Raw genomic sequence first — 24,831 nt, 5'->3', positions numbered from 1 at the left:
CGAGCCGGCTCGGTGTCAGGCGGGTTCGGCCGGGAAGAACGCCCGCACGACCGCCCCGCCGCCGGGGGCGTCGTCGATCTCCGCCCAGCCACCGTGGGCCTCGACGACACCGCGCACGATGTAGAGACCGAGACCGGTCCCACCGCCGCTCGGGCCGTGCCAGAACCGGCTGAACACCGCGCGCCGCTGCTCGGCCGGGATCCCGGTGCCGTCGTCGCTCACGCTGAGCATGACGCCCGGTCCGGTCGGCCCGGACCACGACGACGCGTCGAGCGTGACGTGCTCGGCCCGGTGTCGCACGGCGTTCTCGAGGAGGTTGGCGAGCACCTGGTCGAGCCGATCCGGGTCGGCGTAGATCTCCTCGGCGCCCTCGCCGACGGTGATCGTGAAGCCTTGGGCGTCCTGCCCGGCGGCGACGTGGCGCTCGACGTGGCGCGTGAAGATGTCACGCGTGCCGAGAGGCACCTCGTGGATCCGCAGCCGGCCGGAGTCGATCCGGGAGACGTCGAGCAGGTCGGTGATGAGCCGGGTGAGCCGGTCGGCGTCGGCGTCGATCGCCTCGAGCATCGTCAGCCGCTGCTCCTCGGTGAACTGGTCCCAGCGCCGCCGCAGCGTCGAGGTGAACCCCTTGACTCCGGTGAGGGGCGAGCGCAGCTCGTGGGCGATCGTCGAGATGAGCGCAGCGTGGTCGAGCTCGGCGCGGCGCCGCCCCTCGGCGTCGCGCAGCGAGAGCAGGATGGCGCCGAGCGGCCCGGCCCGGCCGGCGCGAAGGTAGCGCGCGGTGATGAGCAGCTCGATCCCGTCGGGGAGCTGGAGCAGCTTCTCCCGGTGGCCGGTGCGCGTGCGCAGACCGTTCCACGGGTCGGTCATCGCCCACCACGACTCGCCGTTGCGCGTCTCGAGCGGCAGCGCGACCCGGATGTCCTCGCCGACGAGCTCGTCGGCCCGTCGCCCGAGCATCTGCTCGGCCCGGTGGTTCACCGACGTGACGATGCCCTCGGAGTCGGCGGCGACGAGTCCGTCGGGGAGCATCTCGGCCGCCGAGTTGGCCGCAGATCGCGGGACGGTGAGCACGGGCTCGTCGGGTGCCTGCGGGTCCATGGCCACATCCCATCACGTCAGGGGCGTCGCGTCGCCCCCGATGACGCAGCGAGGCACACCGTGGCGGCCATCGCGAGGTTGAGCGACTCGACCCGCTCCGAGATCGGGACGCGCACGACCTCGTCGCAGCGGTCGCGGATCTCGGCCGGGAGACCCCACGCCTCGTTGCCCATGACCCACGCGTGCGGCGCGCCCACGTCGACGTCGGGCAGCAGGGTCTCGCCGACGCCGTCGGCCGCGAACGTCCGTATGCCGTGAGCCGACAGGGCCTCGAGCGTCGCCTCGACGTCGAGCCCTGTGACGACGGGCAGGTGGAAGATCGAGCCGACCGCCGAGCGGACGACCTTGGGAGCGAGGACGTCGACCGAACCCTCGGTGACGAGCACGGCGTCGGCGCCGAACGCGTCGGCGCCGCGGATGACGGTGCCGGCGTTGCCGGGGTCGCGCACGTTGCTCAGCAGGACGAGCAGCCTCGGCGCGCGGGCCAGCACGTCGTCGAGCGTGGCCGGCTCGGCGGCGACCACGGCGAGCAGTCCTTGGGGCGACTCGGTGTCGGACATCGCGTCGAGGACGGCGTCGTCGGTCTCGTGGACCCGGATCCCGGCCTGCAGCGCGTCCCGGACGATGGCGTCGTGCCGCTCGAGGGCCGCGGAGGTGACGTAGAGGTCGTCGACGCGCGCTGCGGCATACCGGATCGCTTCGCGCACGCCCTGCGGGCCGTCGACGACGAAACGACCGGTCCGCTCACGCACCGAGCGCCGGGAGAGCGATCGCACTGACTTGACCCGATCGGATCGGACGTTGGTCAGCACGGCTCTCCCGGCGCTTCGGACAAGGCGCAGAGGTGCGCCCTGTGGTGGCTCAGGCGGAGACCTTGTCGGTGACCGGCTGCTGCGCGGGGACGTTCGCCTTGGCGATCTCGACGAGGGCAGCGAAGGCGGCCTCGTCGTTGACGGCGAGCTCGGCGAGCATGCGACGGTCGACCTCGATCTCGGCGGCCTTGAGGCCCTGGATGAGGCGGTTGTAGGTCATGCCGTTGGCGCGGGCCGCAGCGTTGATGCGCTGGATCCACAGGCGACGGAAGTCACCCTTGCGGGCGCGACGGTCGCGGTAGGCGTAGCCAAGGGAGTGGGTGACCTGCTCCTTGGCCTTGCGGTAGAGACGGGACCGCTGACCGCGGTAGCCGCTCGCCCGCTCGAGGACGACCCGGCGCTTCTTGTGGGCGTTGACCGCCCGCTTCACGCGTGCCACGTGAGTACTCCTTGCTGTTCTTGGACGTTCGGGAAACTCGGCTCAGATGCCGAGAAGCTTCTTGACCTTCTTGACGTCGGCCTTGGAAACGAGGACGTCCTTGGAGAGGGCGCGAGCCTTCTGCGGGGTCTTCTCGTGGAACTTGTGGACGTGACCGGCCTGCTCGCGCATGACCTTGCCGGAACCGGTGACGCGGAAGCGCTTCTTGGTGCCGCTGTGGGTCTTGTTCTTCGGCATGGCTGCCGATCTCCTTCGCTGTCGGTGCTGCTGTGGTGCTGCTTGCGGGAAAAGTGTGGGGCGTCGCCTACTCGGCGGCGACGGCCTCGTCGACCTTCGCGGCTGCGGGCGCCTCGGCCGGAGCCTCGGCCTCGGTCGGTGCCTCGGTGGCGACGGCCGCGTCATCCTTCTTGCGACGCTGCTCGGCGCGAGCCTCGGACTTCTTCTTGGTCGGGGCCAGCACCATGATCATGTTGCGCCCGTCCTGCTTGGGCGCCGACTCGACGGTGCCCAGCTCGATGACGTCCTCGGCCAGCTTCTGGAGGAGGCGGTAGCCGAGCTCCGGACGCGACTGCTCGCGACCGCGGAACATGATGGTCACCTTGACCTTGTCACCACCGCCCAGGAACCGGACGACGTGGCCCTTCTTGGTGGCGTAGTCGTGCGGGTCGATCTTCGGCCGGAGCTTGATCTCCTTGATGACCGTGTTGACCTGGTTCTTGCGCGCTTCTCGGGCCTTCATGGCGGCTTCGTACTTGTACTTGCCGAAGTCCATGAGCTTGGCGACGGGAGGCTTGGCCATCGGGGCCACCTCGACCAGGTCGAGGTCTGCCTCCGCGGCGAGGCGCAGGGCATCCTCGACGCGGACGATGCCGACCTGCTCGCCGTTGGGGCCAACCAACCGCACCTCCGGAACCCGGATGCGGTCGTTGATGCGAGGCTCGCTGATGTCATGCTCCTTGAGGTCGAGGACGTCTGGTGCTGCTGGACCAGACATGAGAAGAGGCTCCTCGCGCTGCGCACGAGAAGCCTCACGTCCGACCACATCGGGAGCCCACGGCATACACGTACGCCGTGACCGAGGTGGAGAACCCGGCGACCCTGAGGTCGTCGCGGGTGGAAGCGAGCTTCACTTGCGCACCATGTCCCGAGGGACACAGCCGGTCAGCGCCCAACGTTATCAGGATCGCGCCCGCCCACGAAATCCACGTATGCCGTCCGCTCCCCTCGCGTCGTACCGGACGCCCCCAGCGCCGAGGTCCGAGCCGTGGCGTCGTTCGGGACGTGCGTCGGTCCGACAGGCTGGCGCGCTCGCCAGGTCAAGGTGACCCGGCAGCGACAGTCGGCGCGCTGGCCGGAGGATCGCTAGCGCGTCACGGACGACGCAAGGGTCGGGCCGGTCGGCAGAGGGGGGTCAGCGGATGCGGAAGGCGAGGCCGTCGATCCGGGCGCGGAGCTCACCGTCGGTGGCCAGGCGCTCCCCCACGCGGGTGGCGACCGCCTGGACCTCGGCGGGGTCGAGGCCGGGGGTGAGCTCGAGGACGATGCCGAGGACTCCCTGGCCGGTGGGTGCGCCCTCCTCGATGGAGTGGGAGACGACCTGTGGCTCGTCGGCGACGGCCCGGGCGGCGCCGGTGGCGACGAACTCGTCGAGGTGCGGTGGGGTCCAGTCGCGCTCCTGCGCGAGCGCCCACACCATCGAGGGGCGAAGGACGCGGGTCTGCGGGCCGGCGACGTCGACGACCACGACGTCGCAGCGTTCGCTCACGGCGGCCTGGCCGGCGCGGGCGGCCGTGACGGGGACGGGGCGGGCAGCCGGGTCCCAGGCGGCGAGGGCGGCGAGGCTGCTGAAGACGGGCAGGGCCCGCTCGCCATCGGGGGCGACAAGGGTCACCGCGGCCATGTCGGTCTGCTTGTCGACGGTCAGCCCCCCCTCGGTCGCCGTCTCGACGGGCTCGGCGACGATGGGGACGAGGAGCCGTGACTCGCGCAGCGCCGCCATGAGGGCCGCGGGATCCACGTTCTCGAGGGCCGCGGTCAGGCCAGGAGGAGCCGAGCCGTCGTCGCCCTCGAAGCCGGTGAAGACGAGGTCGCGGGTCACGGGCGGCCCGCGACGTCGAGCGCCTCGGGGAGGGTGAACGCCCCGCGGTAGAGCGCGGACCCGGTGATGGCGCCCTCGACCCCCTCGCCGACCATCGTGCGCAGCACGGCGATGTCGTCGAGCGTCGAGACGCCTCCGGAGGCAATGACGGGGCGGTCGGTGCGGGCGCAGACGTCACGCAGCAGCTCGACGTTGGGGCCCTTGAGCATGCCGTCCTTGTTGACGTCGGTGACGACGTAGCGGGCGCAGCCCTCACGGTCGAGGCGCTCGAGCGTCTCCCAGAGGTCGCCGCCCTCCTGGGTCCAGCCCCGGGCTGCAAGCGTCGTGCCGCGGACGTCGAGCCCGACGGCGACCCGGTCGCCGTGCTCGGCGATGGCCGAGGCGGTCCACTCGGGGTCCTCGAGGGCGGCGGTGCCGAGGTTGACCCGGCGGCAGCCGGTGGCGAGCGCTCGCTCGAGGGTCTCGGCGTCGCGGATGCCGCCGCTCATCTCGACCTGGATGTCGAGCGTGCCGACGATCGTCGCGAGGAGCTCGGCGTTGTCGCCGCGCCCGAACGCCGCGTCGAGGTCGACAAGGTGCAGCCACTCGGCGCCCTGCTCCTGCCAGCGCATCGCGGCCTCGAGCGGCTCGCCGAACTCGCCGCCGGAGCCGGCGACCCCCTGGACGAGCTGGACGGCGCGACCCCCGGCGACGTCGACGGCGGGCAGGAGCTGGAGGCGGGGCGTGGTCATGACACCTTCATCATCGTGGGTTGGTGGTTGCGGGGCAGTGCGGTGCGGGCCGATGGGGCGCGGTGGCTCAGAGCGAGCGGACCCAGTTCTCGAGGAGGTGCAGACCCGCCTCACCGGACTTCTCCGGGTGGAACTGGGTCGCCGACAGCGGGCCGTTCTCGACGGCGGCGACGAACCGGTCGCCGTGGGTGGCCGTCGTGACCTTGGGTGCGACGGCCGCGAAGTGCCCGGTGGGCTCGGGCAGCGTCCAGGAGCGGACGGCATACGAGTGGACGAAGTAGAAGCGCTCGGACTCGACCCCGGCGAAGAGGCTCGACCCGCGCGGCACGTCGACCTCGGTCCAGCCCATGTGCGGGACCACCGGCGCCTCCAGCCGCTCCACCACCCCGGGCCACTCGGCGAGGCCCTCCTCGGTCGTGCCGCTCGGCTCGGTCGAGGAGTCGAAGAGGGCCTGCATCCCGACGCAGACCCCGAGCACGGGGCGACCGCCGGACAGGCGGACGTCGATGATGCGAGGCGCGTCGGCGGCCCGCATCCCCCGGACGCAGGCGTGGAAGTTGCCGACGCCGGGCAGGAGGAGGCCGTGCGCGTCGAGGGCGCGCTGGCGGTCGGCGGTGAGCTCGACCGTGGCGCCGACGCGCTCGAGCGCGCGCACCGCGCTGTGGACGTTGCCGCTGCCGTGGTCGAGGACGACGACGTGTCGCTGGCTCACTGCTCGGACTCCTTGCGGTGGGCCGACTCCTCGGCGACCAGCGCGTCGAAGGCGGCGATGGAGCGCGGGTTCGGGTCGATGCGCAGGTGACTCTCGTCGGCGCCGTCGCGCAGGAGGTCCTCACCGGGCAACCCGAGCAGGCGCATGAGACCCACGAGGACGTCGAGCGGGTCGCCGTCGGGGTCGGAGAAGTGCTCACTCACCTCGGCGCCGGACGTGCGCGAGCGGGCTCCTGCGACGTCGACGACGAGACCGGCGGGCAGCGCGGGCAGGTCGGGGGTGCGACGCACGCCAGTGCCCGGCTCCCACACGAGCCAGCGCTGTTCCAGCCGCCACCCGCGGGCCTGCACGGTGACGACGGCGCAGCCGTCGATGACGAACAGACCGACTGCCGGGCGGTGACGGGTCGGGACGCGGCGGGCGGCGAGGATCTCGAGCCCGACGTCGTAGGGCGCAGCGGTGTGGGCGAGGTCCTCGGCGAGGCAGACACCGGTCCAGCCCTGCAACGGCACGACCCGGACCGCGGCGAGCCCGCGTCGCACCCAACGCGCAGAGGCTGCGGCGCTGCCCCGGACGAGGACGAGCCCGTGTCCGAAGGGTGGGGTCTGGTCAGCGGCGCTCACGGCTCAGAGCGCACCCTTGGCGCTCGGGATGCCGACGACGCGGGAGTCGCGCTCGACGGCGGCACGCAGCGCCCGCGCGACGGCCTTGAACTGGGCCTCGACGATGTGGTGCGGGTCCCTGCCGGAGAGCACGCGGACGTGCAGGGCGATGCCGGCGTGGAAGGCGAAGGACTCGAGGACGTGACGGGTGAGCGAGCCGATGTAGTTGCCACCGATGACGGCGTACTCCTGGCCCGCGGGCTCACCGGTGTGCACGACGTAGGGGCGACCGGCGACGTCGACGACGGCGTGCACGAGCGCCTCGTCGAGCGGCACGGTGGCGTCGCCGAACCGCGAGATGCCGCTCTTGTCACCGAGCGCCTCACGCAGGGCCTGGCCCAGAACGATCGCGACGTCCTCGACGGTGTGGTGGGCGTCGACGTCGACGTCACCGGTGGCCTTGACGCGCAGGTCGATGAGCGAGTGCTTGGCGAGCGACAGGAGCATGTGGTCGTAGAAGCGCACCCCGGTGCTCACCTCGCCGACCCCGGTGCCGTCGAGGTCGAGGCTGAGCTCGACGCTGCTCTCGGAGGTGGAACGCGTCACCGTCGCGGTGCGGTTGCTGGTCACGGCTGTCCTTCGGGGTGGGCGGAACGCAGGTGGTCGGGCGGCAGGGCGGCCACGGCGTCGAGGAAGGCCGTGGTCTCCTCCGGGGTCCCGGCGGTCACTCGAAGATAGTGGTCGATCCCCACGTCACGGACGAGAACCCCCGTGTCGAGGAGCGCCTGCCACGTGGTGGCGCTGTCGCGCAACCCGCCGAAGAGGACGAAGTTGGCGTCGCTAGGGACCGGGTCGAGCCCGAGCCCGGTGAGGGTCGAGACGACGCGGTCGCGCTGCTCCTTGATCGCGTCGACGGTGCCGAGCATGGTGTCGGCGTGACGCAGGCACGCCCGCGCGATCGCCTGCGCGGGCGACGACAGGTGGTACGGCATCCGCACGAGGCGCAGCGCGTCGACGAGCTCGGGGTCGGCGGCGAGGTAGCCGAGCCGGCCCCCGGCGAAGGCGAACGCCTTGCTCATCGTCCGCGTGACGACGAGCCGTGGCCGACCCTCGAGCAGGCTCAGGGCGCTCGGCGTCCCGGGCCGGGCGAACTCGGCGTAGGCCTCGTCGACGACGACGACGGCCCGAGGTGCGGCGTCGTGGACGGCCGTGACGACGTCGAGGGTGAGTGCCGTGCCCGTCGGGTTGTTGGGCGAGCAGAGGAAGACGACGTGCGGGTCGTGCTCGCGGACCTGCGCGACGGCGGAGTCGAGCGAGAGGTCGAACGCTCCCCCGCCACCACCGTCACGCGCGTCGATCCCGCGCATTCCGTCGACCCACGTCGTCCCCGTCGTGGCCGTGATGATCGGGTGCATCGAGTACGCCGGGGTGAAGCCGAGCGCGGTGCGACCGTGCCCGCCGAACGCCTGGAGCAGGTGCAGGAGAACCTCGTTGGAGCCGTTGCCGGCCCAGACCTGCTCCGGGCTCACCTCCGTGCCACTGCGTGAGAGGTATGCCGCGAGGTCACCTCTCAGGTCCGTGAACTCCCGGTCCGGGTAGCGGTTGAGGCCCGGCGCCACCTCCGCGACGGCGGCGACGATGTCGTCGACGACCGCAGCGGGCACGGCATACGAGCTCTCGTTCGTGTTGAGCGCGACCGGCACGTCGAGCTGGGGAGCGCCGTATGCCGTCCGCCCACGCAGGTCCTCCCGCAGCAGCTCCTCGACCGGGCTCCGTCCCGAGGTGCTCATCGAAGCTCGGGCAGGCGGGCGATGACGGCGTCGCCGTGCGCGGGCAGGTCCTCGGCCCGCGCGAGGGTGACCACGTGCGAGCCGACGTCGCGCAGGGCGGCCTCGGAGTACTCGACGACGTGGATGCCGCGCAGGAAGGACTGCACCGAGAGCCCGCTGGAGTGGGTGGCGCACCCGCCCGTGGGCAGGACGTGGTTGGACCCGGCGCAGTAGTCGCCGAGGCTCACCGGCGACCACGTCCCGACGAAGACCGCTCCGGCGTTGCGCACCCGCGCGGCGACGGCGGGCGCGTCGGCCGTGTGGATCTCGAGGTGCTCGGCGGCGTAGGCGTTGACGACGTCGAGGCCCACCTCGACGTCGTCGACGAGCACGACCGCCGACTGGCGCCCGGTGAGCGACTCGGCAACGCGCTCGGCGTGCTTGGTCTCCCCCGCACGCCGGACGACAGCCGCCTGCACGGCGTCGGCGAGGTCGGCGCTGTCGGTGACGAGGACGGCGGCGGCCAGAGGGTCGTGCTCGGCCTGGCTGATGAGGTCGGCGGCGACGTGCTCGGGGTCGGCGCTGCCGTCTGCGAGGATCGCGATCTCGGTGGGACCGGCCTCGGAGTCGATGCCGATGAGGCCCTTGAGCAGGCGCTTGGCCGCGGCGACCCAGATGTTGCCGGGACCGGTGACGAGGTTCACGGGCTCGAGGTCCTCGTCGCCGTCGAACCCGTGGGCGAACGCGGCGACGGCCTGCGCCCCACCCATGGCCCACACCTCGTCGACGCCGAGCAGCGCGCACGCCGCGAGGATCGTCGGGTGCGGCCACCCGCCGTGGTCCTTCTGGGGCGGGCTGGCGACGGCGAGCGAGCCGACGCCGGCGAGCAACGCGGGGACGACGTTCATGACGACGCTGCTCGGGTAGACGGCGCGGCCACCGGGCACGTAGAGACCGACGCGGTCGACGGGCACCCAGCGCTCGGTGACGGTCCCGCCGTCCACGACGGTCGTCGTCGTCTCGGAGCGGCGCTGGTCGGCGTGGACGATGCGGGCGCGGCGGATCGACTCCTCGAGCGCCGCCCGGACGGCGGGGTCGAGCCCCTCGAGGGCAGCGGAGATGACGTCGGCCGGGACGCGGAGCGAGGTGGGCCGCACGCCGTCGAAGCGCTCGGACGCGTCGAGGACGGCCTCGGCGCCGCGAGCCGCGACGTCGTCGCACACGGGACGGACGGTGGCGAGCGCCGCCTCGACGTCGAGCTCGGCACGGGGCAGCGTCCCCCTGAGCTCACGGACACCGGGCGCGCGCCCACGCAGGTCGAGGACGGGGATCATGGCTCCCAGTCTAGGTAGCGTCCCCGTAGAAGACGTGCTCGGCCGCATGGCGGGCACGACGGGCCACCCTGCGGTAGCGGTTGGCGAGCTCCTGTCCCGACTTCGGCGGCAGGCCCATGATCCGCGCCATGCCGTCGGCGTCGCGCAGGTCCGACGGGACGGAGTCCACCGTGCGCCCGCGGGCGAGCAGCCCGGCGTTGCGCATCTCGGATGCCAGGCGCCACGACTCGGACAGGGCCTTGGCGTCGTCGGCGTCGACGAGCCCCTCGGCCTGGGCGGCGGCGAGCGCACCCATCGTCGAGGTGGTGCGCAGGCCCTCGTGCTCGTGCGCGTGCTCGAGCTGGATGAGCTGGACGCACCACTCGACGTCGCTCAGGCCGCCGTGGCCGAGCTTGAAGTGCGTCTTGCGGTCGGCACCGCGGGGCAGCCGCTCCGACTCCATCCGCGCCTTGAGGGTCCGGATCTCGCGGACCTGTCCGGCGTCGAGTCCCCCCTCGGGCCAGCGCAGCGGGTCGATGAGCTCGACGAACGCCTCTCCCAGCTCCGCGTCTCCGGCGACCGGCGCGGCACGCAGCAGGGCCTGTGCCTCCCAGACGAGGGACCACCGCTCGTAGTACGCGCGGTAGGAGTCGAGCGACCGGGTGAGCGGCCCGTTCTTGCCCTCGGGTCGCAGCCCGGAGTCGACCTCGAGCCGGGGGTCCGGAGCGGCCAGCCCGAGCAGCCGGATGAGCTCCTTGACGACCTCCAGGGCCTGCTCCTGCGCGGCCCGCGACTCGGCGCCCTCGACCGGGTCGTGCACGAACAGCACGTCGGCGTCACTGCCGAACGCGGACTCGCCACCCCCGAGCCGGCCCATGCCGACGACGAGGTGGCGGCTCAGTGGCGGCTCACCGGTCTGCTCCTCGACGCCCGCGAGGACCACCTCGAGGGTGATGTCGATGAGGGCGCCGTTGAGGTCCGCGAGCGCGCGACCGAGCTCGTCGAGTCCGACCTGCCCGAGGAGCGAGGCCACCGCGAGCCGGAAGAGCTCGGAGCGGCGGACCGCCCGAGCCGCGAGCACCGCCGCCTGGGCGTCGTCCTTGCGCCCCGCAGCCGACCGCATCCGGCCCTGCACCTCGTCACGCGAGCGCGGGCGCAGCCCGCCGGCGTCGCCGAGGAACTGCACCGACTCCGGCCCCTGCTGGAGGAGCTCCGCGGCATACCGGCTCCGCCCGAGGGTGTGCGCCAGACGCTCGGCCGCACTCCCCTCGTCGCGCAGGAGCCGGAGGTACCAGTGGGTCGTGCCGAGAGCGTCGCTGATCCTGCGGAAGGCGAGCAGCCCGGCGTCGGGGTCGGCCTCGTCGGCGAACCAACCGAGCATGACCGGCAGCAGCTGGCGCTGGATCGCTGCACGCCGGCTCACGCCGTCGGTGAGCGCCTCGAGGTGGCGCAACGCGCCCCGGGGATCGCGGAAGCCGAGGGCCGCCAGCCGCTCGCGCGCAGCCTCGGGCGTGAGGCGCACCTCGTCCGGTCCGAGCCGCGCCACGGCCGACAGCAGCGGACGGTAGAAGATGCGTTGGTGCAGCCGGCGCACCTCGCGCGCGGCCGTGCGCCACTGCGCGACGACGGAGTCCTCGGGGTCGCGCTGGTGGCCCAGCGCCCGCCCGAGACAGCGCAGGTCACCGGGCGCCGTCGGCATGAGGTGGGTGCGACGGAGCCGGTGCAGCTGGATCCGGTGCTCGAGCGTGCGGAGGAGCCGGTATGCCGTGCCGAGCGTCTGCGCGTCCTCACGCCCCACGTAGCCGCCGTGGGACAGCGCGGCCAGCGCGGTGAGCGTGGTGCCGGAGCGCAGCGAGGTGTCCGCGCGCCCGTGGACGAGCTGGAGCAGCTGGACGCTGAACTCGATGTCGCGCAACCCTCCCGGACCGAGCTTGAGCTGGCGGTCGGCCTCGCCGTGGGGGACGTTGTCCTCGACCCGGCGCCGCATCGCCTGGACGTCCTCGACGAAGTTCTCTCGGGAGGCGGCGCTCCACACGAACGGCGCCACGGCCTCGACGTACGCGCGACCGAGCGCGCGGTCGCCTGCCACCGGGCGGGCCTTGAGCAGCGCCTGGAACTCCCAGGTCTTGGCCCATCGCTCGTAGTAGGACACGTGCGAGTCGAGGGTGCGGACGAGCGGGCCGTTCTTGCCCTCGGGCCGCAGCGCGGGGTCGACCTGCCACAGCGACCCGGCGGTCGTCGCGCTCGAGCAGATCTTGATGAGCCGGGTGGCGAGGTCGGTGCCGATCGCGAGCGCGGCATCCTCGTCGGCGCCTTCGGCGGGCTCGGCGACGAAGATGACGTCGACGTCGCTGAGGTAGTTGAGCTCGCGGCCACCGGTCTTGCCCATCCCGATGACGGCGAAACGGCAGCGGTCGGCATCCTCGCCGACGGCGGCCCGGGCGATGACGAGGGCGGCCTCGAGGGCGGCCTCGGCGAGGTCGGCCAGGGCTGCGGCCACCTCGGGCAGGCGGGCCTGCGGGTCGGGGCGGGCAACGTCGAGCGTCGCGATGCCGAGGAGCTGCCGGCGGTACTCGATGCGCAGCGCGTCCTCGGGCATCACGCCCTCCGGCGGCTCCTGCACGGCTCGGGTGAGCAGATCGATCCGCTCCTCGACCTCGAGCGGGAAGGCATTGGCGACCGAGCTCCAGTGCTCGGGCCGCGCGACGAGGTGGTCCCCCAGCGCGGTCGAGGCCCCGAGGACGGCGAAGAGCCGTTCACGAGAGCGGCCCGGCTCGCGCAGCGCCGCGACGAGCTCCTCGCGCACGGACGCCCGCGCCGGCGACTCGACGGCCTCCATGAGGCGGACGAGGGCCAGCAGGGCCTGGTCGGGGTCGGCCACCTTGGACAGCGCGACGGCGAGACCGTCGGCCTCGACGCGTTCGCGGTCCTTGACGAGCGGGACCAGCGCCTTGTCGGCGAGCAGTGTCTCGGCGCGACGGGACTCGCCGAACCCGAGACGAGTCAGGTCGCCCGGGACGGACGGCATACGGGCGCTCATGAGGCGCCCCTCACAGCCGCGGGAGGTACCGCTCGAGCTCGAACGCGGTCACCTGACCGCGGTAGTCGGCCCACTCGGCACGCTTGTTGCGCAGGAAGAAGTCGAAGGTGTGCTCACCGAGCGTCTCGGCGACGAGCTCGCTCTCCTCCATGACCTCGATCGCCTCGCTGAGCGACGCCGGAAGGGGCTTGATGCCCATCGCCTTGCGCTCGGAGTCGGTGAGGCCCCACACGTCGTCCTCGGTCTCCGGCGCGAGCTCGTAGCCCTCCTCGATGCCCTTGAGTCCCGCGGCGAGCAGGACGGCGAAGGCGAGGTAGGGGTTGCACGCCGAGTCGATGGACCGGACCTCGACGCGGCTGCTCTGCCCCTTGTTGGGCTTGTACATGGGCACCCGGACCATGGCGGACCGGTTGTTGTGACCCCAGGTGAGGTGGGCCGGTGCCTCGCCGCCGCCCCAGAGTCGCTTGTAGCTGTTGACCCACTGGTTGGTCACCGCGGTGATCTCGGCGCCGTGGTGCAGCAGACCGGCGATGAACTGCCGCCCGGTCTTGGAGAGCTGGTAGGGCGCCCCCGCCTCGTAGAAGGCGTTGCTGTCGCCGTCGAAGAGCGACATGTGCGTGTGCATGCCCGAGCCCGGGTGGTCCGCGAGCGGCTTGGGCATGAAGGAGGCGTAGATGTCCTGCTCGAGCGCGACCTCCTTGATGACCGTGCGGAAGGTCATGATGTTGTCGGCCGTCGAGAGGGCGTCGGCGTAGCGCAGGTCGATCTCGTTCTGGCCCGGCGCGCCCTCGTGGTGGCTGAACTCGACACTGATGCCCATGGACTCGAGCATCGTGATCGCCGCGCGACGGAAGTCCTGCGCGGACCCGTGCGGCACGTGGTCGAAGTAGCCGGCCTGGTCGATCGGTGTCGGCTGCTCCCCCGGCTTGAACTCCCGCTCGAAGAGGAAGAACTCGATCTCGGGGTGGGTGTAGAAGGTGAACCCCTGGTCGGCGGCCTTGGCGAGGGTCCGCTGGAGGACGTGGCGCGGGTCGGCCATGCTGGGGGCGCCGTCGGGCAGGGTGATGTCGCAGAACATCCGGGCCGTGCCCGGGCTCTCACCGCGCCACGGCAGGACCTGGAACGTCGAGGGGTCCGGCTTGGCCAGCATGTCCGCCTCGTAGACGCGCGCGAAGCCCTCGATCACCGACCCGTCGAACCCGATGCCCTCGGCGAAGGCCCCCTCGAGCTCGGCCGGCGCGACGGCCACGGACTTGAGCGCACCGAGGACGTCGGTGAACCAGAGACGGACGAAGCGGATGTCCCGCTCCTCGATGGTGCGGAGCACGAACTCCTGCTGACGATCCATGGTCGGCATCCTAGGGGGAGGCAGGGCAAGGGCCCCGGAGCATCTCGCTCCGGGGCCCTCCCCTCATGGTGGTGACTCAGCCTGTGGCTGGGCTCACTTGGCGCCGAGCTGGATGTTGAGCTCCATCTCGGTGCCCTTCTTCATGGTCTTGGCGACCGTGATCTTGTTGCCGAGACCGGCCACCTTGACCGAGTTCCACGGGTTGTCCGCGGTCCAGTACTTGTTGGGGTCGGTGTCGTCGAAGGTCGGGATCGCCGCCTGCTTGCCGATGGTCACCGGGACACCGTTGCGGTGGAAGGTGACCGAGTCGGTCTTCTCCTGGCCGAAGGTGGCGTCCCAGGGCTGACGGCGGTTGCCGAGCAGCTGGCCACCGGGGAACTTGACCGGGGCCGGACGGGCGTCGACCGGGAGCGACTGGCCGCCACCGGGGTGGGCAGACGTGTTGTTGTCGGCGAAGGAGCCGTCGACGTACCAGACGAGCATGCCGTTCTGGTAGGGGAAGCGCTCCACCCAGTCGGGCTTGGTGTCGGACCAACCGAAGTTGTACGGACCGGTCTGCAGGGTCTTGTCGTAGCCCGAGTACACGCGGTTCTCCACGAGGTAGAAGCGCGGGTACATCTTGTCGGTCGTGCCCGACATGATCGTGAAGCCCTCGGCGGTCCAGCCGTTGGCGCCGGACTCGACGTTGTCGTTGAGGACCGAGGCGCCGTCAGCGGTGATGGCGATGTCGTCGATGAACGCACCCTTGAGGGCGAGGCCACCGTCGGTGACGTAGCGGAAGCGGAGCTTGGTCTGCTTGCCAGCGAACTGCGACAGGTCCCAGGTCTTCTGGACCCAGCCGGCGCTCTTGCCGTCGACCGCGTCGATGTCGGTCCAGTTGGCGCCACCGTCGGTCGAGCCCTGGACGTAGAGGAAGTCGTAGCCCTCCTCGATGTCGTGGTCGAGCCACGCCGAGAGGCTGGCGGTCTTCTTGCCGGTCAGGTCGACGTCACGCGTGATGGCGTTCTTGAGGTCGTTGCCCGACCCGCTCCACCACTCGGCCGCACCGCTGTGCGGCTTGTTGTAGTTGGTGACGACCTTCTTGTCGGGAAGCGGCACGGCGATCGCTTGGGGCGTCTTGGCACCGTCGAGGTCGGCCTGGCCGAGGGTGTACTTGCCGCTCTTGTCGGCGACCGTGTAGTCGAGCCAGCCGAGCTGCAGCTTCTCGAGCGGACCCATGTAGCCCGGGGTGGAGCCGATGGAGTCCTTGCCGTGGTTCAGCCACGAGCCACCGGACATGAGCGTCCAGAAGCCGGTGCCGTTGTCGCCACCGGCGGTGTCGTAGTAGTCCGGCAGACCGAGGTCGTGACCGAACTCGTGGGTGAACACGCCGAGGCCGCCGTTCTCGGGCTCGGTGGTGTAGTCACCGATCCACATGCCCGACGAGCCGAGCTGCACGCCACCCGCCTTGTTCTGCGCGGGGCCGGTCTTGCCGATCTGGTTGGAGTAGGCGTACCAGCGGTGGGACCAGATGGCGTCCTCACCCTGGGCACCACCACCGGCCTCCTCGCCCTCACCGGCGTGGATGGCCTGGAAGTGGTCGATGTAGCCGTCGGGCTCGTTGAAGTTGCCGTCGCCGTCGTAGTCGTAGCGGTCGACCTTGTCGAACTGCGCGAGGTAGGTCTTGATCTCGGCGTCGGTCTTGCCGGCGGTCTTCTGCGACTCGTACCAGGCGTTGGCCGAGTCCTGCACGAACGGCCAGGCACCCTCGGCGTCGGAGATCTTGTTGCTGCCGTAGGTCGCCGCGTTGCCGGGCACCTTGACCCAGTCGGAGACGTCACCCTTGGCGAGGAAGCGACCGTTGGACTGCTTCTCGTAGAAGTCCTTGAACGACTCGCCCTCGCCGAACATCATGTCGAGGTAGTGCTCGCGGTTGAAGTCCGCGACCCACTCGGTCGAGTTGTTGTCGGTCGCGTCGCCGTTCCAGTTGCGGTCGGGCTCGGGGATCTCGTTGCGGACCGGGCCCGCGGTGCCACCGGTCTTGGGGTTGGACTGCGTGCCGAACTCGGCGAGGATCGTGAAGATGTCCTCCTCGCGCTCGACGGGGTAGGAGACGAAGCGCGGCTTGTTGGCCTTGTCGCCCTTCGCGGCCTTCTTGTCGCCGGACATCTTGATGACCCGCTGGCCACCACGCGTCTCGGTCGTCGCCTCGCCCTTGACGAGCTGCTGGATGGCCTCCTGGCGCAGCGCGCGCTGTGCGTCACCCAGGGGGTTGGGGAGGTCGTCCTTCTTTGCGGTCGAGGCCTTGGTGTCGCCGGCCGGCGGGGCCGCGTCCTTGGCCTGCGCACCCATGGGAGCCAGGCTCACCACCAGTGCCGCGCCGGCCAGTCCGGCCAGCGCGCGAGTGTGTCGTCGTGTCACGTTTCCTCCGAATGTGATCGCCAGCCAGGGGTCAGGCGGCCATTGCAGAGAAACATGTGCAAACCGATCGCACAATGATTTATGGAGAACGCTGACGTTCTCTTGACCTTCCCTTGACCTTCCGGCTCGGTCCGTGGACAGCGACCCGACTCTGACAGGATCGGCTCCATGAGCGAGCAGCCCTCCCCCTCGGCCGAGACGACCAACCCCTACGGCACCGGCGCCCAGGCGGCCCCCCAGAAGCGGATCCGCGTCCCCCACCTGCAGAAGATGAAGGAGACCGGGGAGAAGTGGGCGATGCTCACGGCCTACGACATGTATGCCGCCGAGATCTTCGACGAGGCCGGCATCCCGGTGCTCCTCGTCGGCGACTCCGCCGGTAACAACGTCTACGGCTTCGAGACCACCGTGCCCGTCACCGTCGACCACCTCGTGCCGCTCTGCCGCGCGGTCACCTCCGCGGCCAAGCACGCCATGGTCGTCGCCGACCTGCCCTTCGGCTCCTACCAGGCGAGCCCGCAGCAGGCGCTCGCCACCGCGACCCGCTTCATGAAGGAGGGCCTGGCCCACGCCGTCAAGCTCGAGGGCGGCAAGGCCATGGTTCCCGAGGTCGAGCTCCTCGTGCGCGCCGGGATCCCCGTCATGGGGCACATCGGCTTCACCCCGCAGAGCGAGCACGTCCTCGGCGGCTACCGCGTCCAGGGCCGCGGCGACGGCGCGGACCGGCTCCTCGAGGACGCTCTCGCGCTCGAGGCGGCGGGCTGCTTCTCGATCGTCATGGAGATGGTGCCGGCGCCCGTCGCCGCCAAGGTGACCGAGGCGCTCCGCATCCCGACGATCGGCATCGGCGCCGGCCCGCACTGCGACGCCCAGGTCCTCGTCTGGCAGGACATGGCCGGCCTGCGCGGCGGACGCGCGCCCCGCTTCGTCAAGAAGTTCCTCGACATGCGCACCGATCTCGGCAACGCCGCCCGCGCCTACGCCGACGAGGTCGCCTCGGGCACCTTCCCGGCCTCGGAGCACTCCTTCGAGGAGTGAGGCGTCCTTCTCGCAACTGATTGCCAGCTCCAGTGAGGCACACGTCGCGCGCTGGAAAGGGCAGTCAGATGCGGAGGCGGTATGCCGGGTGCGCACCCGGCATACCGCCTCTCGTCTGTCTGTCGAGCCGTGTCGGCTCAGTCCTCGGAGTTCTCGCCCTCCCAGGCGCGGTCCTCGGCGTCCCACTGCTCGGTCTTCTCGTGGGCAGACGCGATGGCGTTGCTCGCCTCGGCCTCGGTGTCGTAGGGACCCATGACGTCGTCGTTGCGACTGCGGTTCTCGTCGGTCTCGACCTGCTTGGTCTGGATGTTGTACCAGTACGCCACGTCGTCCTCCTCGGTATCCGGATCGGCACTCTGCCTAGACTCCAACCTATGCCGCTGACGTACGGAAGTGTCGCTCCGGGCGAGGTCTCCCCGAGGCGCGCCGTCCCCTCCTCGATCCTGCGGCCCGAGTACGTCGACAAGCCCGCGCCGGACAAGAACCTCTCCCCCGAGGTCAAGGATTTCGAGACCATCGAGCTCATGCGCGTCGCGGGGCGGATCGCCGCGCAGGCCATGGAGGCCGCGGCCGCGGTCATCGAACCCGGGGTGACGACCGACGAGATCGACCGGGTCGGGCACGAGTTCCTCCTCGACCACGGCGCCTACCCCTCGACGCTGGGTTACCGCGGCTTCCCGAAGTCGCTGTGCACGTCGGTCAACGAGGTCGTCTGCCACGGCATCCCGGACTCGCGCCGGCTCGAGGACGGCGACATCGTCAACATCGACATCACCGCCTACATCGGTGGCGTCCACGGCGACACCGACGCGACCTACCTCTGCGGCGACGTCGACGAGGAGTCGCGCCTGCTCGTCGAGCGGACCCGCGAGGCGATGATGCGCGGCATCAAGGCGGCGCTGCCCGGGCGCCAGGTCAACGTCATCGGCCGCGTCATCGAGAGCTATGCCAAGCGGTTCGGCTACGGCGTGGTCCGTGACTTCACCGGGCACGGGATCGGGCGCTCGTTCCACTCCGGGCTGATCATCCCGCACTACGACGCCGCGCCCTCCTACGACACCGTCATCGAGCCTGGCATGACCTTCACCATCGAGCCGATGCTCAACCTCGGGTCCGAGGAGTGGGACATGTGGGAGGACGACTGGACGGTGGTCACCCGCGACCGGAAGCGTTCGGCCCAGTTCGAGCACACGATCCTCGTCACCGAGTCCGGCACCGAGATCCTCACCCTCCCCTGACCCACCGACCCCTGACCACACCATCGATCCCCGAACGCACCACCGACCACGACGGACGAAGGAGTCCCCATGAGCAAGAAGACCGGTCTGCCGCTGGGCATCGACGTGGGCGGCAGCGGCATCAAGGGCGCTCCGGTCGACCTCGACAAGGGAGCGTTCGCCGCCAAGCGCAAGCGGATCGACACCCCCGCGAAGTCCACCCCCGAGGCGGTCGCGGACGTCATCGACCAGATCGTCGACCACTTCGACGACGTGCGCGGCGACTCGCCCATCGGCATCACCGTCCCCGGTGTCGTCACCAAGGGCGTCGTGCGCTCGGCCGCCAACATCGACAAGTCGTGGCTCGACTTCGACGCCGAGCCGATGCTCGAGAAGAAGCTCGGCCACGACATCGTCCTCGTCAACGACGCGGACGCCGCCGGTGTCGCCGAGCTGCACTACGGCGCCGCCAAGGGCCAGGACGGGCTCGTCATCGTCACGACCCTGGGTACCGGCATCGGCAGCGCCCTCATCCATAACGGCGTGCTCATCCCCAACTCCGAGCTGGGCCACCTCGAGATCGACGGCTTCGACGCCGAGAAGCGTGCGGCCTCGTCGATCAAGGACATCGAGGGCATCAGCTACGCCGAGTGGGCGGAGCGGCTCCAGCGCTACTACTCGCACCTCGAGAACCTGCTGTGGCCCGACCTCTTCGTCGTCGGTGGCGGCGTGTCCAAGGACCACGACCAGTTCCTGCCGCTGCTCGACCTGCGGACCAAGATCGTGCCCGCCGTGCTCGAGAACAAGGCCGGCATCATCGGCGCCGCGCACCTCGCGCAGGAGTACCACGACTCGCTCTGACGCGGGTCGGCGCCGGCTCGGCGCCGGCGGGCCCTGGCTCAGCGCTGGCGGGCGAGCACCATCGCCTTCTTGGGGATGTTCTTGTCGACGTCGTACTTCGCCTTCTTGCCCGTCGTCAGCTGCTCGGCGTAGCCCATCTTCGACAGACGCATGAGGACGACCGGGCACGCCTTGCAGCGGGGCCTGTCCTTGCAGCACTTCTTCTTCGCGGAGACCTTGGGCACGCAGCCGAGAGTAGGTGAGCCTTACCTACCTGTCCAAACCCGGTCCAGCACCCGGGCGCGCCTCAGCGTCCAGGTCGAGAGGAGAGGACACGCCGCTCTGCCGGACGGCATACGGCGTGTTGTCTCCTCTCGACCGGTGGGCTGGGGTCACAAGGCCCCGACCTCGACCGCACCTCGAGCGGCGAGGTCGTGGATCTCCGTGTCGGCGCCGCCCAAGGAGTCCGCCTGCTTGAGGTAGAGGCTGCGCCCCACCTCGCTGAGCAGCGCGTCATGGATGGGCACCGCCCGGACCGGGTTGAGCCGCCGCAGGAAGCCGGCCATCTCACGGCTCGCCTGCCACGGCGCGTTGAGCGGGAACGCCACGACGTCGACGTCGCCGGGGTCACCGTCGAGGCTGTCACCGGGGTGGTAGAGGCTCGGCTCCCCCACGGCGCGCAGCACGACACCGACGTTGGGGATGCGCGGGATGTCGTCGTGGATGAGGGCGTGCGTCTCGCCCACGGGCGTGAGCGTCACCGCGCCGACCTTGCCCGGTCCGCTGCGAACCTCGCTGTCCAGCCCGAGGCCCGAGAGGACCTCGACGGACCCCGGGTCGACGAGCAGTGGGGCGCCGGGGTTGTGGTGCATGAGGATCGGCAGCCGGGCCTGGTCGAGGTGGTCCGGGTGCTGGTGGGTGACGACGACGGCCGAGAGGTCCCGCAGCCCCTCGAAGGAGGGCGTGAACGTGCCCGGGTCGATGAGGATCCGCTCGTCGGCGATCTCGACGAGGAGGCACGCGTGTCCGAGGTGGGTCAGTCGCATGCCTTCACCGTATGCCGGATGCCGGCGACGGGCCGTGGGGCGGACGAGCCAGTCATAAGCCGGGTTCTGTCGCGTGGCCGGTTGCCCGGGTCACGCTGACGGTCATCCATCTCGGACCACTGTTGCCAGTGGCCTCCAGCGCTCTACCCGTGTGCTCGGGCGGGCCGCCCTCGAACGCACACTGTCTGAGCTTGCTCCGGGTGGGGTTTACCTAGCCGGCTCCGTCACCGGAGTCGCTGGTGGTCTCTTACACCACCGTTTCACCCTTACCGCCCGACCGAGGTCGGGAGGCGGTCTGTTCTCTGTGGCACTGTCCCGCGGGTCGCCCCGGGTGGCTGTTGGCCACCACCGTGCCCTGTGGAGCCCGGACTTTCCTCGACGTGGTTGCCCACGACGCGACCGTCCGACTGACTCGTCCGCGCGGCCCAGCATAGGGGCGCGCGGACGGCATACGGAACGCGGACCCGGTATGCCGTCCGCTCACGCGACGACGAACGCCACCGTGCCGGTCGCGACGTCCGCCGACTCGAGACGGACGTCGACCGTCGCGCCGAGCTCGACCTCACCCTTGGCGCGGGCGACGACGGGCACGTCGAGGAGCTGGATCTCGAGGCCACGGTCGTCCCGGTCGACGACGACGGCGGAGAACGTCTCCCCGACGCGCGGCGTGAGGACAGCGGCCTCGACGGCGTCGGCGCACATGCGCTCGGCCGCACCGGCGACCCGGTCGGACTCCTTCATGATCTCCGGGAGCGTCGGCAGCGCCTCGCGCACCCACGTGGGGATCTCGGTGCCGCTCGAGATGGCTTCGCAGATGACGAGGCCGAACCGGTCGACGAGCCGACGCAGCGGCGCCGTGACGTGGGCGTAGGCGTCGGCAACGGCGGCCTGCTCCACGTGCTCGGGGACGTCGCCGTCGAATGGCGTGTAGCCGGCCCCGCGGAAGAGCGAGGTCGCGTCGTAGATGAGCGCGAGGTGCTTGGGGTTGGTGCGGTCGAGGCTGCGCAGGAAGTCGCCGTAGCCCTGCTCGGCCGGCCACGGGGCGCCGAGCGCCTTGGCCTGACGGCGGAAGCGCGCCACCGCTCCCTGGTCCGCCGGGGGCATCGTGCGCAGGATCCCGACGCGCGCGTGGAGCATCATGTCGGCTGCGGCCATGCCGGTGAGCAGCGAGATCTGCGCGTTCCACTCCTCGACCGTGCGCGGCGGCCGGAACTCGAGCGTGAAGTCGCCGTCGTCGCCGAGGTGCACCTCCTGCTCGGGCATCGGGAGGCTGGCGCCGCCGCGCAGCTGCTCCTGGCGGATGCGCTTCTCCCCCACCTCGCGCAGCAGGACCCACCGCTCGTCATCGGTGCCGGCATCGACCTGCTCCTGCACCGCGACGTAGTCGAAGCGCTCCACCGAGCGCACCATGGCGCGGTAGACCTCGGAGCTCGTCCCCTCACCCTCGTCGTCGAGCCGCATGTCCCAGACGAAGGCCGGTCGGGTCTCGCCGGGCAGCAGGCTCGCCGCTCCCTCGCTGACGACGGTGGGGTGCAGGGGGACGCGCTGGTCGGGGCAGTAGACGGTCTGGCCCCGTCGGCGCGCCTCGGTGTCGACCGCACCCCCGGGGGCGACGAACGCCGGCACGTCGGCGATGGCGTAGCGCACGCGGTAGCCGTCACCGTCGCGCTCGAGGTGCATCGCCTGGTCGAGGTCCATCGACGTGGCCGGGTCGATGGTGAAGAACGGCACGGCCGTCTCGTCACGCTCGGGCAGGCCGACCGGTGCACCCGCCGCCTTCTCCGCCTCCGCGGTCACCTCGGGCGGGAACTCCTCGCTCACCCCGAGCTCGGCCCGGATGGCCGTGAAGCGGGCGAGCAGGGCCTCCCGCAGGGTCTCGGAGGTCGTGGCGTCGGCCGGGGCGAGGCGGATCTGGCGCTGGGGCATGCCCGCCAACCTACCCATCCGGACCCGGCATAGGGTGGCGGCGTGCTCATCCTCCTGCCCCCGTCGGAGTCCAAGTCGAACCGGCGTCGCGGCAGGCCCGCGGACCCCACCACGTGGTCCTTCCCCGAGCTGGCCGAGACCCGGTCCCTCGTCGCGAAGCACCTGCGCGAGGTGAGCCAGTCACCCACTGCCACAGCCGATCTCGGCGTGAGCCCCGGGCTGGCCGACGAGGTCGCGCGCAACCTCGCCCTGGACACGGCGCCGTCGACGCCGGCCGCCGAGGTCTACACCGGTGTCCTCTACGACGCGCTCGACCTCGCCTCGATGGACAGCGCGGCGCGCCGACGGGCCAACCAGTGGCTCGTCGTCGTCTCGGCCCTGCACGGTGCCGTACGACCCAAGGACCGGATCACGGCATACCGGCTGTCGATGGACGTCAACCTGCCCGGTCTCGGACCGGTGGCCTCCGCGTGGCGACCGGTCCTCGACGACGTGCTCGCCCCCGCCGCCGGGCGCGAAGTGGTCGTCGACTGCCGCAGCTCGACGTATGCCGTCGCGTGGACTCCCACGGGCGACGTCGCCGACCGCTGGGTCCAGGTCCGCGTGCCGGGTGCGAGCCACATGGCCAAGCACACCCGGGGCCTCGTCGCCCGCCACCTCTGCGTGGTCGGTCAGCGCGCTCGTACGCCGGAGAGGCTGGCCGCGATCATCGGTGAGGCGTTCGACGTCGCACTCAGCCCGCCGGCCCGACGCGGCCGACCCTGGGTGCTCGACGTCACCGCTCGCTAGCCCGCCCGACTGATTGCGAGTTCGCAGAGTCGGGAGCGCCAGCGAGCGACTCTGTGAACTCGCAATCAGTCGGAGGTGGGCCCGCCGGAGGCGACCGGGGTCCAGCGCCGGCCGGGGCCACGGCGGACCTGCCAGCGCCCGCACAGGGCGACCGCGTCGAGCTCGTCCACGAGGAGGCGCACCACGGCCTGGGCCTCCGCGTCCTCGGTGACGCGCTCGGAGGACGGCACGACGAACCTCAGGTGCAGCTGCGGCTGGGGCCGGGGCGACGCCAGGTCGGCGACGTCGAGCAACCGGTCCTCGACGACGTGCGTCTTGGCCAGGATCGCCTCGGCGGCAGGCAGGACGTCGTGCGGGTCCACACCCGGACGCACACCGACGACGTCGACGGTGACGCGGTAGGACGGCATCAGCCCGGGAGCGCTCCGGCCAGCGCCGCCTCGACGTCCTCGACGAGGTCGAGCGGCGACTCGAGCCCGACCGAGATGCGGATCGTGCCGTCGGTGATGCCGACGGCGGCACGGGCCTCGTCGGTGAGCCGGCGGTGGGTCGTCGTCGCGGGGTGGGTGACCAGAGACTTCGCGTCGCCGAGGTTGTTGGAGATGTCGACGAGCTGGAGGGCGTTCATCACCCTGAACGCGACGTCCTTGCCCCCCTCGACCTCGAACGTCACGACCGTCCCGCCGCCGGTCATCTGGCGCTGGGCGAGGTCGTGCTGGGGGTGGCTCTCGAGCAGGGGGTAGACGACCCTGACCACGCCGTCGCGCGACTCGAGGTGGCGGGCCAGGGCGAGGGCGTTGTCGGCCATCTGGCGCACCCGCAGCGACATCGTCTCGAGGCCCTTGACGAGCACCCATGCGTTGAACGGCGACATCGCCGGGCCGGTGTGCCGCATGAGGTTCTTCACCGGACCGTCGATGAACTCGGAGGTCCCGAGCACCGCCCCGCCGAGGACCCGCCCCTGCCCGTCGATGTGCTTGGTGGCGGAGTAGACGACGACGTCGGCGCCGTGCTCGAGCGGGCGCGAGAAGACCGGCGTCCCGAAGACGTTGTCGACGACGACCGTGGCCCCGGCGGCGTGGGCGAGCCTCGAGACCGCCTCGATGTCGACGAGCTCCTGCATCGGGTTGCTCGGTGTCTCGAAGAAGACGGCGGCCGTCGGCTCGGACAGCGCCCCCCTCCACTGTGCGAGGTCGGGACCGTCGACGAAGACTGCCTCGACGCCGAACCTCGGGAGGATCTCGTCGATGATGACGAAGCACGAGCCGAAGAGGGCGCGCGACGACACGATCCGGTCGCCCTGGCCGCAGAGCGCGGCGAGCGCGACCCAGACCGCCGACATGCCCGACGAGGTGGCGAAGCAGGCCTCGGCGCCCTCGAGCAGGCGCAGCCGCTCCTCGAACATGCTCACCGTGGGGTTGCCGTAGCGGCTGTAGATGAACTTCTCGATCTCGTCCTTGAACGCCGCCTCGGCCTGCTCGGCCGACTCATAGACGAACCCCGAGGTCAGGAACATCGCCTCGCTCGTCTCGTCGAAACCGCTGCGCGACAACCCTCCCCGCACGGCGAGGGTCTCGGGGCGGAACGAGCACCCGGCCTCGTCGGTCATC

At 71.1% G+C, this 24,831-nt stretch carries 25 protein-coding genes and 1 other RNA gene; 4 read left to right on the top strand and 22 right to left on the bottom strand.

Going from position 1 to position 24,831, the window contains the following annotated elements; all coding sequences use genetic code 11:
* Window positions 1–15: 15 nt before the first annotated feature.
* From ACSQ11_RS13155 to ACSQ11_RS13085, 15 genes are all read right to left on the bottom strand, one after another.
* The gene (locus ACSQ11_RS13155; protein ID WP_436006091.1) at window positions 16–1,101 is read right to left on the bottom strand and encodes an ATP-binding protein; all 1,086 of its coding nucleotides are present in this window, start codon (window positions 1,099–1,101) and stop codon (window positions 16–18) included.
* 17 nt (window positions 1,102–1,118) lie between these two features.
* Window positions 1,119–1,913 carry a TrmH family RNA methyltransferase gene (locus tag ACSQ11_RS13150; RefSeq protein WP_436006089.1) on the bottom strand — a complete coding sequence of 265 codons (795 nt, stop codon included), beginning with the start codon at window positions 1,911–1,913 and terminating at the stop codon, window positions 1,119–1,121.
* Window positions 1,914–1,962: 49 nt separating this feature from the next.
* The gene (rplT, locus tag ACSQ11_RS13145; RefSeq protein ID WP_436006087.1) at window positions 1,963–2,352 is read right to left on the bottom strand and encodes a 50S ribosomal protein L20; all 390 of its coding nucleotides are present in this window, start codon (window positions 2,350–2,352) and stop codon (window positions 1,963–1,965) included.
* 42 nt (window positions 2,353–2,394) lie between these two features.
* Window positions 2,395–2,589, bottom strand: coding sequence for a 50S ribosomal protein L35 (gene rpmI / locus ACSQ11_RS13140; RefSeq protein ID WP_009775194.1), 195 nt, complete (start codon window positions 2,587–2,589; stop codon window positions 2,395–2,397).
* Window positions 2,590–2,656: 67 nt separating this feature from the next.
* The gene (gene infC / locus ACSQ11_RS13135; protein WP_436006085.1) at window positions 2,657–3,346 is read right to left on the bottom strand and encodes a translation initiation factor IF-3; all 690 of its coding nucleotides are present in this window, start codon (window positions 3,344–3,346) and stop codon (window positions 2,657–2,659) included.
* A gap of 417 nt (window positions 3,347–3,763) precedes the next feature.
* Window positions 3,764–4,450, bottom strand: a complete 687-nt coding sequence (locus tag ACSQ11_RS13130; RefSeq protein ID WP_436006083.1) for an SseB family protein — start codon at window positions 4,448–4,450, stop codon at window positions 3,764–3,766.
* Complete coding sequence (gene priA / locus ACSQ11_RS13125) at window positions 4,447–5,181, bottom strand: bifunctional 1-(5-phosphoribosyl)-5-((5-phosphoribosylamino)methylideneamino)imidazole-4-carboxamide isomerase/phosphoribosylanthranilate isomerase PriA (protein ID WP_436006081.1); 735 nt, start codon at window positions 5,179–5,181, stop codon at window positions 4,447–4,449. Before priA ends, ACSQ11_RS13130 begins: the two co-directional genes overlap by 4 nt.
* 67 nt (window positions 5,182–5,248) lie before the next feature.
* Complete coding sequence (hisH, locus tag ACSQ11_RS13120) at window positions 5,249–5,893, bottom strand: imidazole glycerol phosphate synthase subunit HisH (RefSeq protein ID WP_436006079.1); 645 nt, start codon at window positions 5,891–5,893, stop codon at window positions 5,249–5,251.
* Window positions 5,890–6,516, bottom strand: coding sequence for a hypothetical protein (locus ACSQ11_RS13115; protein ID WP_436006077.1), 627 nt, complete (start codon window positions 6,514–6,516; stop codon window positions 5,890–5,892). The genes hisH and ACSQ11_RS13115 overlap by 4 nt, the downstream gene beginning before the upstream one ends.
* A 3-nt stretch (window positions 6,517–6,519) precedes the next feature.
* The gene (hisB, locus tag ACSQ11_RS13110; RefSeq protein ID WP_436006075.1) at window positions 6,520–7,125 is read right to left on the bottom strand and encodes an imidazoleglycerol-phosphate dehydratase HisB; all 606 of its coding nucleotides are present in this window, start codon (window positions 7,123–7,125) and stop codon (window positions 6,520–6,522) included.
* On the bottom strand, window positions 7,122–8,285 hold the full coding sequence (locus ACSQ11_RS13105) for a histidinol-phosphate transaminase (protein WP_436006073.1): 1,164 nt from the start codon (window positions 8,283–8,285) through the stop codon (window positions 7,122–7,124). Before ACSQ11_RS13105 ends, hisB begins: the two co-directional genes overlap by 4 nt.
* Window positions 8,282–9,598: a histidinol dehydrogenase gene (gene hisD / locus ACSQ11_RS13100; protein ID WP_436006071.1), complete on the bottom strand. Its 1,317-nt coding sequence runs from the start codon at window positions 9,596–9,598 to the stop codon at window positions 8,282–8,284. Before hisD ends, ACSQ11_RS13105 begins: the two co-directional genes overlap by 4 nt.
* Before the next feature lie 10 nt (window positions 9,599–9,608).
* On the bottom strand, window positions 9,609–12,617 hold the full coding sequence (locus tag ACSQ11_RS13095) for a bifunctional [glutamine synthetase] adenylyltransferase/[glutamine synthetase]-adenylyl-L-tyrosine phosphorylase (RefSeq protein WP_436006069.1): 3,009 nt from the start codon (window positions 12,615–12,617) through the stop codon (window positions 9,609–9,611).
* A 10-nt stretch (window positions 12,618–12,627) separates the two neighbouring features.
* Window positions 12,628–13,965, bottom strand: coding sequence for a type I glutamate--ammonia ligase (gene glnA, locus ACSQ11_RS13090; RefSeq protein WP_436006067.1), 1,338 nt, complete (start codon window positions 13,963–13,965; stop codon window positions 12,628–12,630).
* Between the two features lie 93 nt (window positions 13,966–14,058).
* The gene (locus ACSQ11_RS13085; protein ID WP_436006065.1) at window positions 14,059–16,365 is read right to left on the bottom strand and encodes an immune inhibitor A domain-containing protein; all 2,307 of its coding nucleotides are present in this window, start codon (window positions 16,363–16,365) and stop codon (window positions 14,059–14,061) included.
* Between the two features lie 168 nt (window positions 16,366–16,533).
* On the opposite strand from ACSQ11_RS13085, the gene panB reads away from it, so the two are divergent.
* A complete protein-coding gene (panB, locus tag ACSQ11_RS13080) occupies window positions 16,534–17,403 on the top strand; it encodes a 3-methyl-2-oxobutanoate hydroxymethyltransferase (protein ID WP_436006063.1) in 870 nt (289 codons plus the stop codon).
* Window positions 17,404–17,540: 137 nt separating this feature from the next.
* Here the strand turns inward: panB and ACSQ11_RS13075 are convergent, their stop codons facing one another.
* Complete coding sequence (locus ACSQ11_RS13075) at window positions 17,541–17,729, bottom strand: methionine aminopeptidase (protein ID WP_436006061.1); 189 nt, start codon at window positions 17,727–17,729, stop codon at window positions 17,541–17,543.
* Window positions 17,730–17,777: 48 nt separating this feature from the next.
* On the opposite strand from ACSQ11_RS13075, the gene map reads away from it, so the two are divergent.
* The gene (gene map, locus ACSQ11_RS13070; RefSeq protein WP_436006059.1) at window positions 17,778–18,641 is read left to right on the top strand and encodes a type I methionyl aminopeptidase; all 864 of its coding nucleotides are present in this window, start codon (window positions 17,778–17,780) and stop codon (window positions 18,639–18,641) included.
* A 69-nt stretch (window positions 18,642–18,710) separates the two neighbouring features.
* Window positions 18,711–19,481 carry a polyphosphate--glucose phosphotransferase gene (gene ppgK, locus ACSQ11_RS13065; RefSeq protein ID WP_436006057.1) on the top strand — a complete coding sequence of 257 codons (771 nt, stop codon included), beginning with the start codon at window positions 18,711–18,713 and terminating at the stop codon, window positions 19,479–19,481.
* 38 nt (window positions 19,482–19,519) lie between these two features.
* Here ppgK and ACSQ11_RS13060 read toward each other — a convergent pair whose 3' ends face one another.
* From ACSQ11_RS13060 to ACSQ11_RS13045, 4 genes are all read right to left on the bottom strand, one after another.
* Window positions 19,520–19,705: a hypothetical protein gene (locus ACSQ11_RS13060; protein WP_436006055.1), complete on the bottom strand. Its 186-nt coding sequence runs from the start codon at window positions 19,703–19,705 to the stop codon at window positions 19,520–19,522.
* A 147-nt stretch (window positions 19,706–19,852) separates the two neighbouring features.
* Entirely contained in the window at window positions 19,853–20,506 is a 654-nt protein-coding gene (locus ACSQ11_RS13055) for an MBL fold metallo-hydrolase (protein ID WP_436006053.1), read from the bottom strand.
* Between the two features lie 40 nt (window positions 20,507–20,546).
* Window positions 20,547–20,921: RNase P RNA component class A (rnpB, locus tag ACSQ11_RS13050), an RNA gene on the bottom strand.
* 65 nt (window positions 20,922–20,986) lie between these two features.
* The gene (locus ACSQ11_RS13045; protein WP_436006051.1) at window positions 20,987–22,432 is read right to left on the bottom strand and encodes an RNB domain-containing ribonuclease; all 1,446 of its coding nucleotides are present in this window, start codon (window positions 22,430–22,432) and stop codon (window positions 20,987–20,989) included.
* A gap of 42 nt (window positions 22,433–22,474) precedes the next feature.
* Between ACSQ11_RS13045 and ACSQ11_RS13040 the strand changes: the two genes are divergently transcribed.
* Window positions 22,475–23,221, top strand: a complete 747-nt coding sequence (locus ACSQ11_RS13040) for a YaaA family protein (RefSeq protein WP_436006049.1) — start codon at window positions 22,475–22,477, stop codon at window positions 23,219–23,221.
* A 65-nt stretch (window positions 23,222–23,286) separates the two neighbouring features.
* Here the strand turns inward: ACSQ11_RS13040 and ACSQ11_RS13035 are convergent, their stop codons facing one another.
* Both ACSQ11_RS13035 and ACSQ11_RS13030 read right to left on the bottom strand, forming a co-directional pair.
* Window positions 23,287–23,631, bottom strand: coding sequence for a hypothetical protein (locus ACSQ11_RS13035; RefSeq protein ID WP_436006047.1), 345 nt, complete (start codon window positions 23,629–23,631; stop codon window positions 23,287–23,289).
* Window positions 23,631–24,830, bottom strand: coding sequence for an O-succinylhomoserine sulfhydrylase (locus ACSQ11_RS13030; protein ID WP_436006045.1), 1,200 nt, complete (start codon window positions 24,828–24,830; stop codon window positions 23,631–23,633). The genes ACSQ11_RS13035 and ACSQ11_RS13030 overlap by 1 nt, the downstream gene beginning before the upstream one ends.
* Between the last annotated feature and the right edge of the window lies 1 nt (window position 24,831).

The organism is Knoellia sp. LjRoot47 (assembly GCF_964253435.1).
GTDB lineage: Bacteria > Actinomycetota > Actinomycetes > Actinomycetales > Dermatophilaceae > Knoellia.
The sequence above is the reverse complement of the archived record's forward strand: the minus strand, read 5'-3'. Positions and strand labels throughout refer to the sequence as shown.

What these genes read in the sequence shown, in the direction of transcription:
- ACSQ11_RS13155 (WP_436006091.1), bottom strand. Translation starts at nt 1,101, where the DNA reads ATGGACCCGCAGGCACCCGACGAGCCCGTGCTCACCGTCCCGCGATCT.
- rpmI (WP_009775194.1), bottom strand. Translation starts at nt 2,589, where the DNA reads ATGCCGAAGAACAAGACCCACAGCGGCACCAAGAAGCGCTTCCGCGTC.
- infC (WP_436006085.1), bottom strand. Translation starts at nt 3,346, where the DNA reads ATGTCTGGTCCAGCAGCACCAGACGTCCTCGACCTCAAGGAGCATGAC.
- priA (WP_436006081.1), bottom strand. Translation starts at nt 5,181, where the DNA reads ATGACCACGCCCCGCCTCCAGCTCCTGCCCGCCGTCGACGTCGCCGGG.
- ACSQ11_RS13105 (WP_436006073.1), bottom strand. Translation starts at nt 8,285, where the DNA reads ATGAGCACCTCGGGACGGAGCCCGGTCGAGGAGCTGCTGCGGGAGGAC.
- hisD (WP_436006071.1), bottom strand. Translation starts at nt 9,598, where the DNA reads ATGATCCCCGTCCTCGACCTGCGTGGGCGCGCGCCCGGTGTCCGTGAG.
- ACSQ11_RS13095 (WP_436006069.1), bottom strand. Translation starts at nt 12,617, where the DNA reads ATGAGCGCCCGTATGCCGTCCGTCCCGGGCGACCTGACTCGTCTCGGG.
- glnA (WP_436006067.1), bottom strand. Translation starts at nt 13,965, where the DNA reads ATGGATCGTCAGCAGGAGTTCGTGCTCCGCACCATCGAGGAGCGGGAC.
- panB (WP_436006063.1), top strand. Translation starts at nt 16,534, where the DNA reads ATGAGCGAGCAGCCCTCCCCCTCGGCCGAGACGACCAACCCCTACGGC.
- map (WP_436006059.1), top strand. Translation starts at nt 17,778, where the DNA reads ATGCCGCTGACGTACGGAAGTGTCGCTCCGGGCGAGGTCTCCCCGAGG.
- ppgK (WP_436006057.1), top strand. Translation starts at nt 18,711, where the DNA reads ATGAGCAAGAAGACCGGTCTGCCGCTGGGCATCGACGTGGGCGGCAGC.
- ACSQ11_RS13055 (WP_436006053.1), bottom strand. Translation starts at nt 20,506, where the DNA reads ATGCGACTGACCCACCTCGGACACGCGTGCCTCCTCGTCGAGATCGCC.
- ACSQ11_RS13045 (WP_436006051.1), bottom strand. Translation starts at nt 22,432, where the DNA reads ATGCCCCAGCGCCAGATCCGCCTCGCCCCGGCCGACGCCACGACCTCC.
- ACSQ11_RS13035 (WP_436006047.1), bottom strand. Translation starts at nt 23,631, where the DNA reads ATGCCGTCCTACCGCGTCACCGTCGACGTCGTCGGTGTGCGTCCGGGT.
- ACSQ11_RS13030 (WP_436006045.1), bottom strand. Translation starts at nt 24,830, where the DNA reads ATGACCGACGAGGCCGGGTGCTCGTTCCGCCCCGAGACCCTCGCCGTG.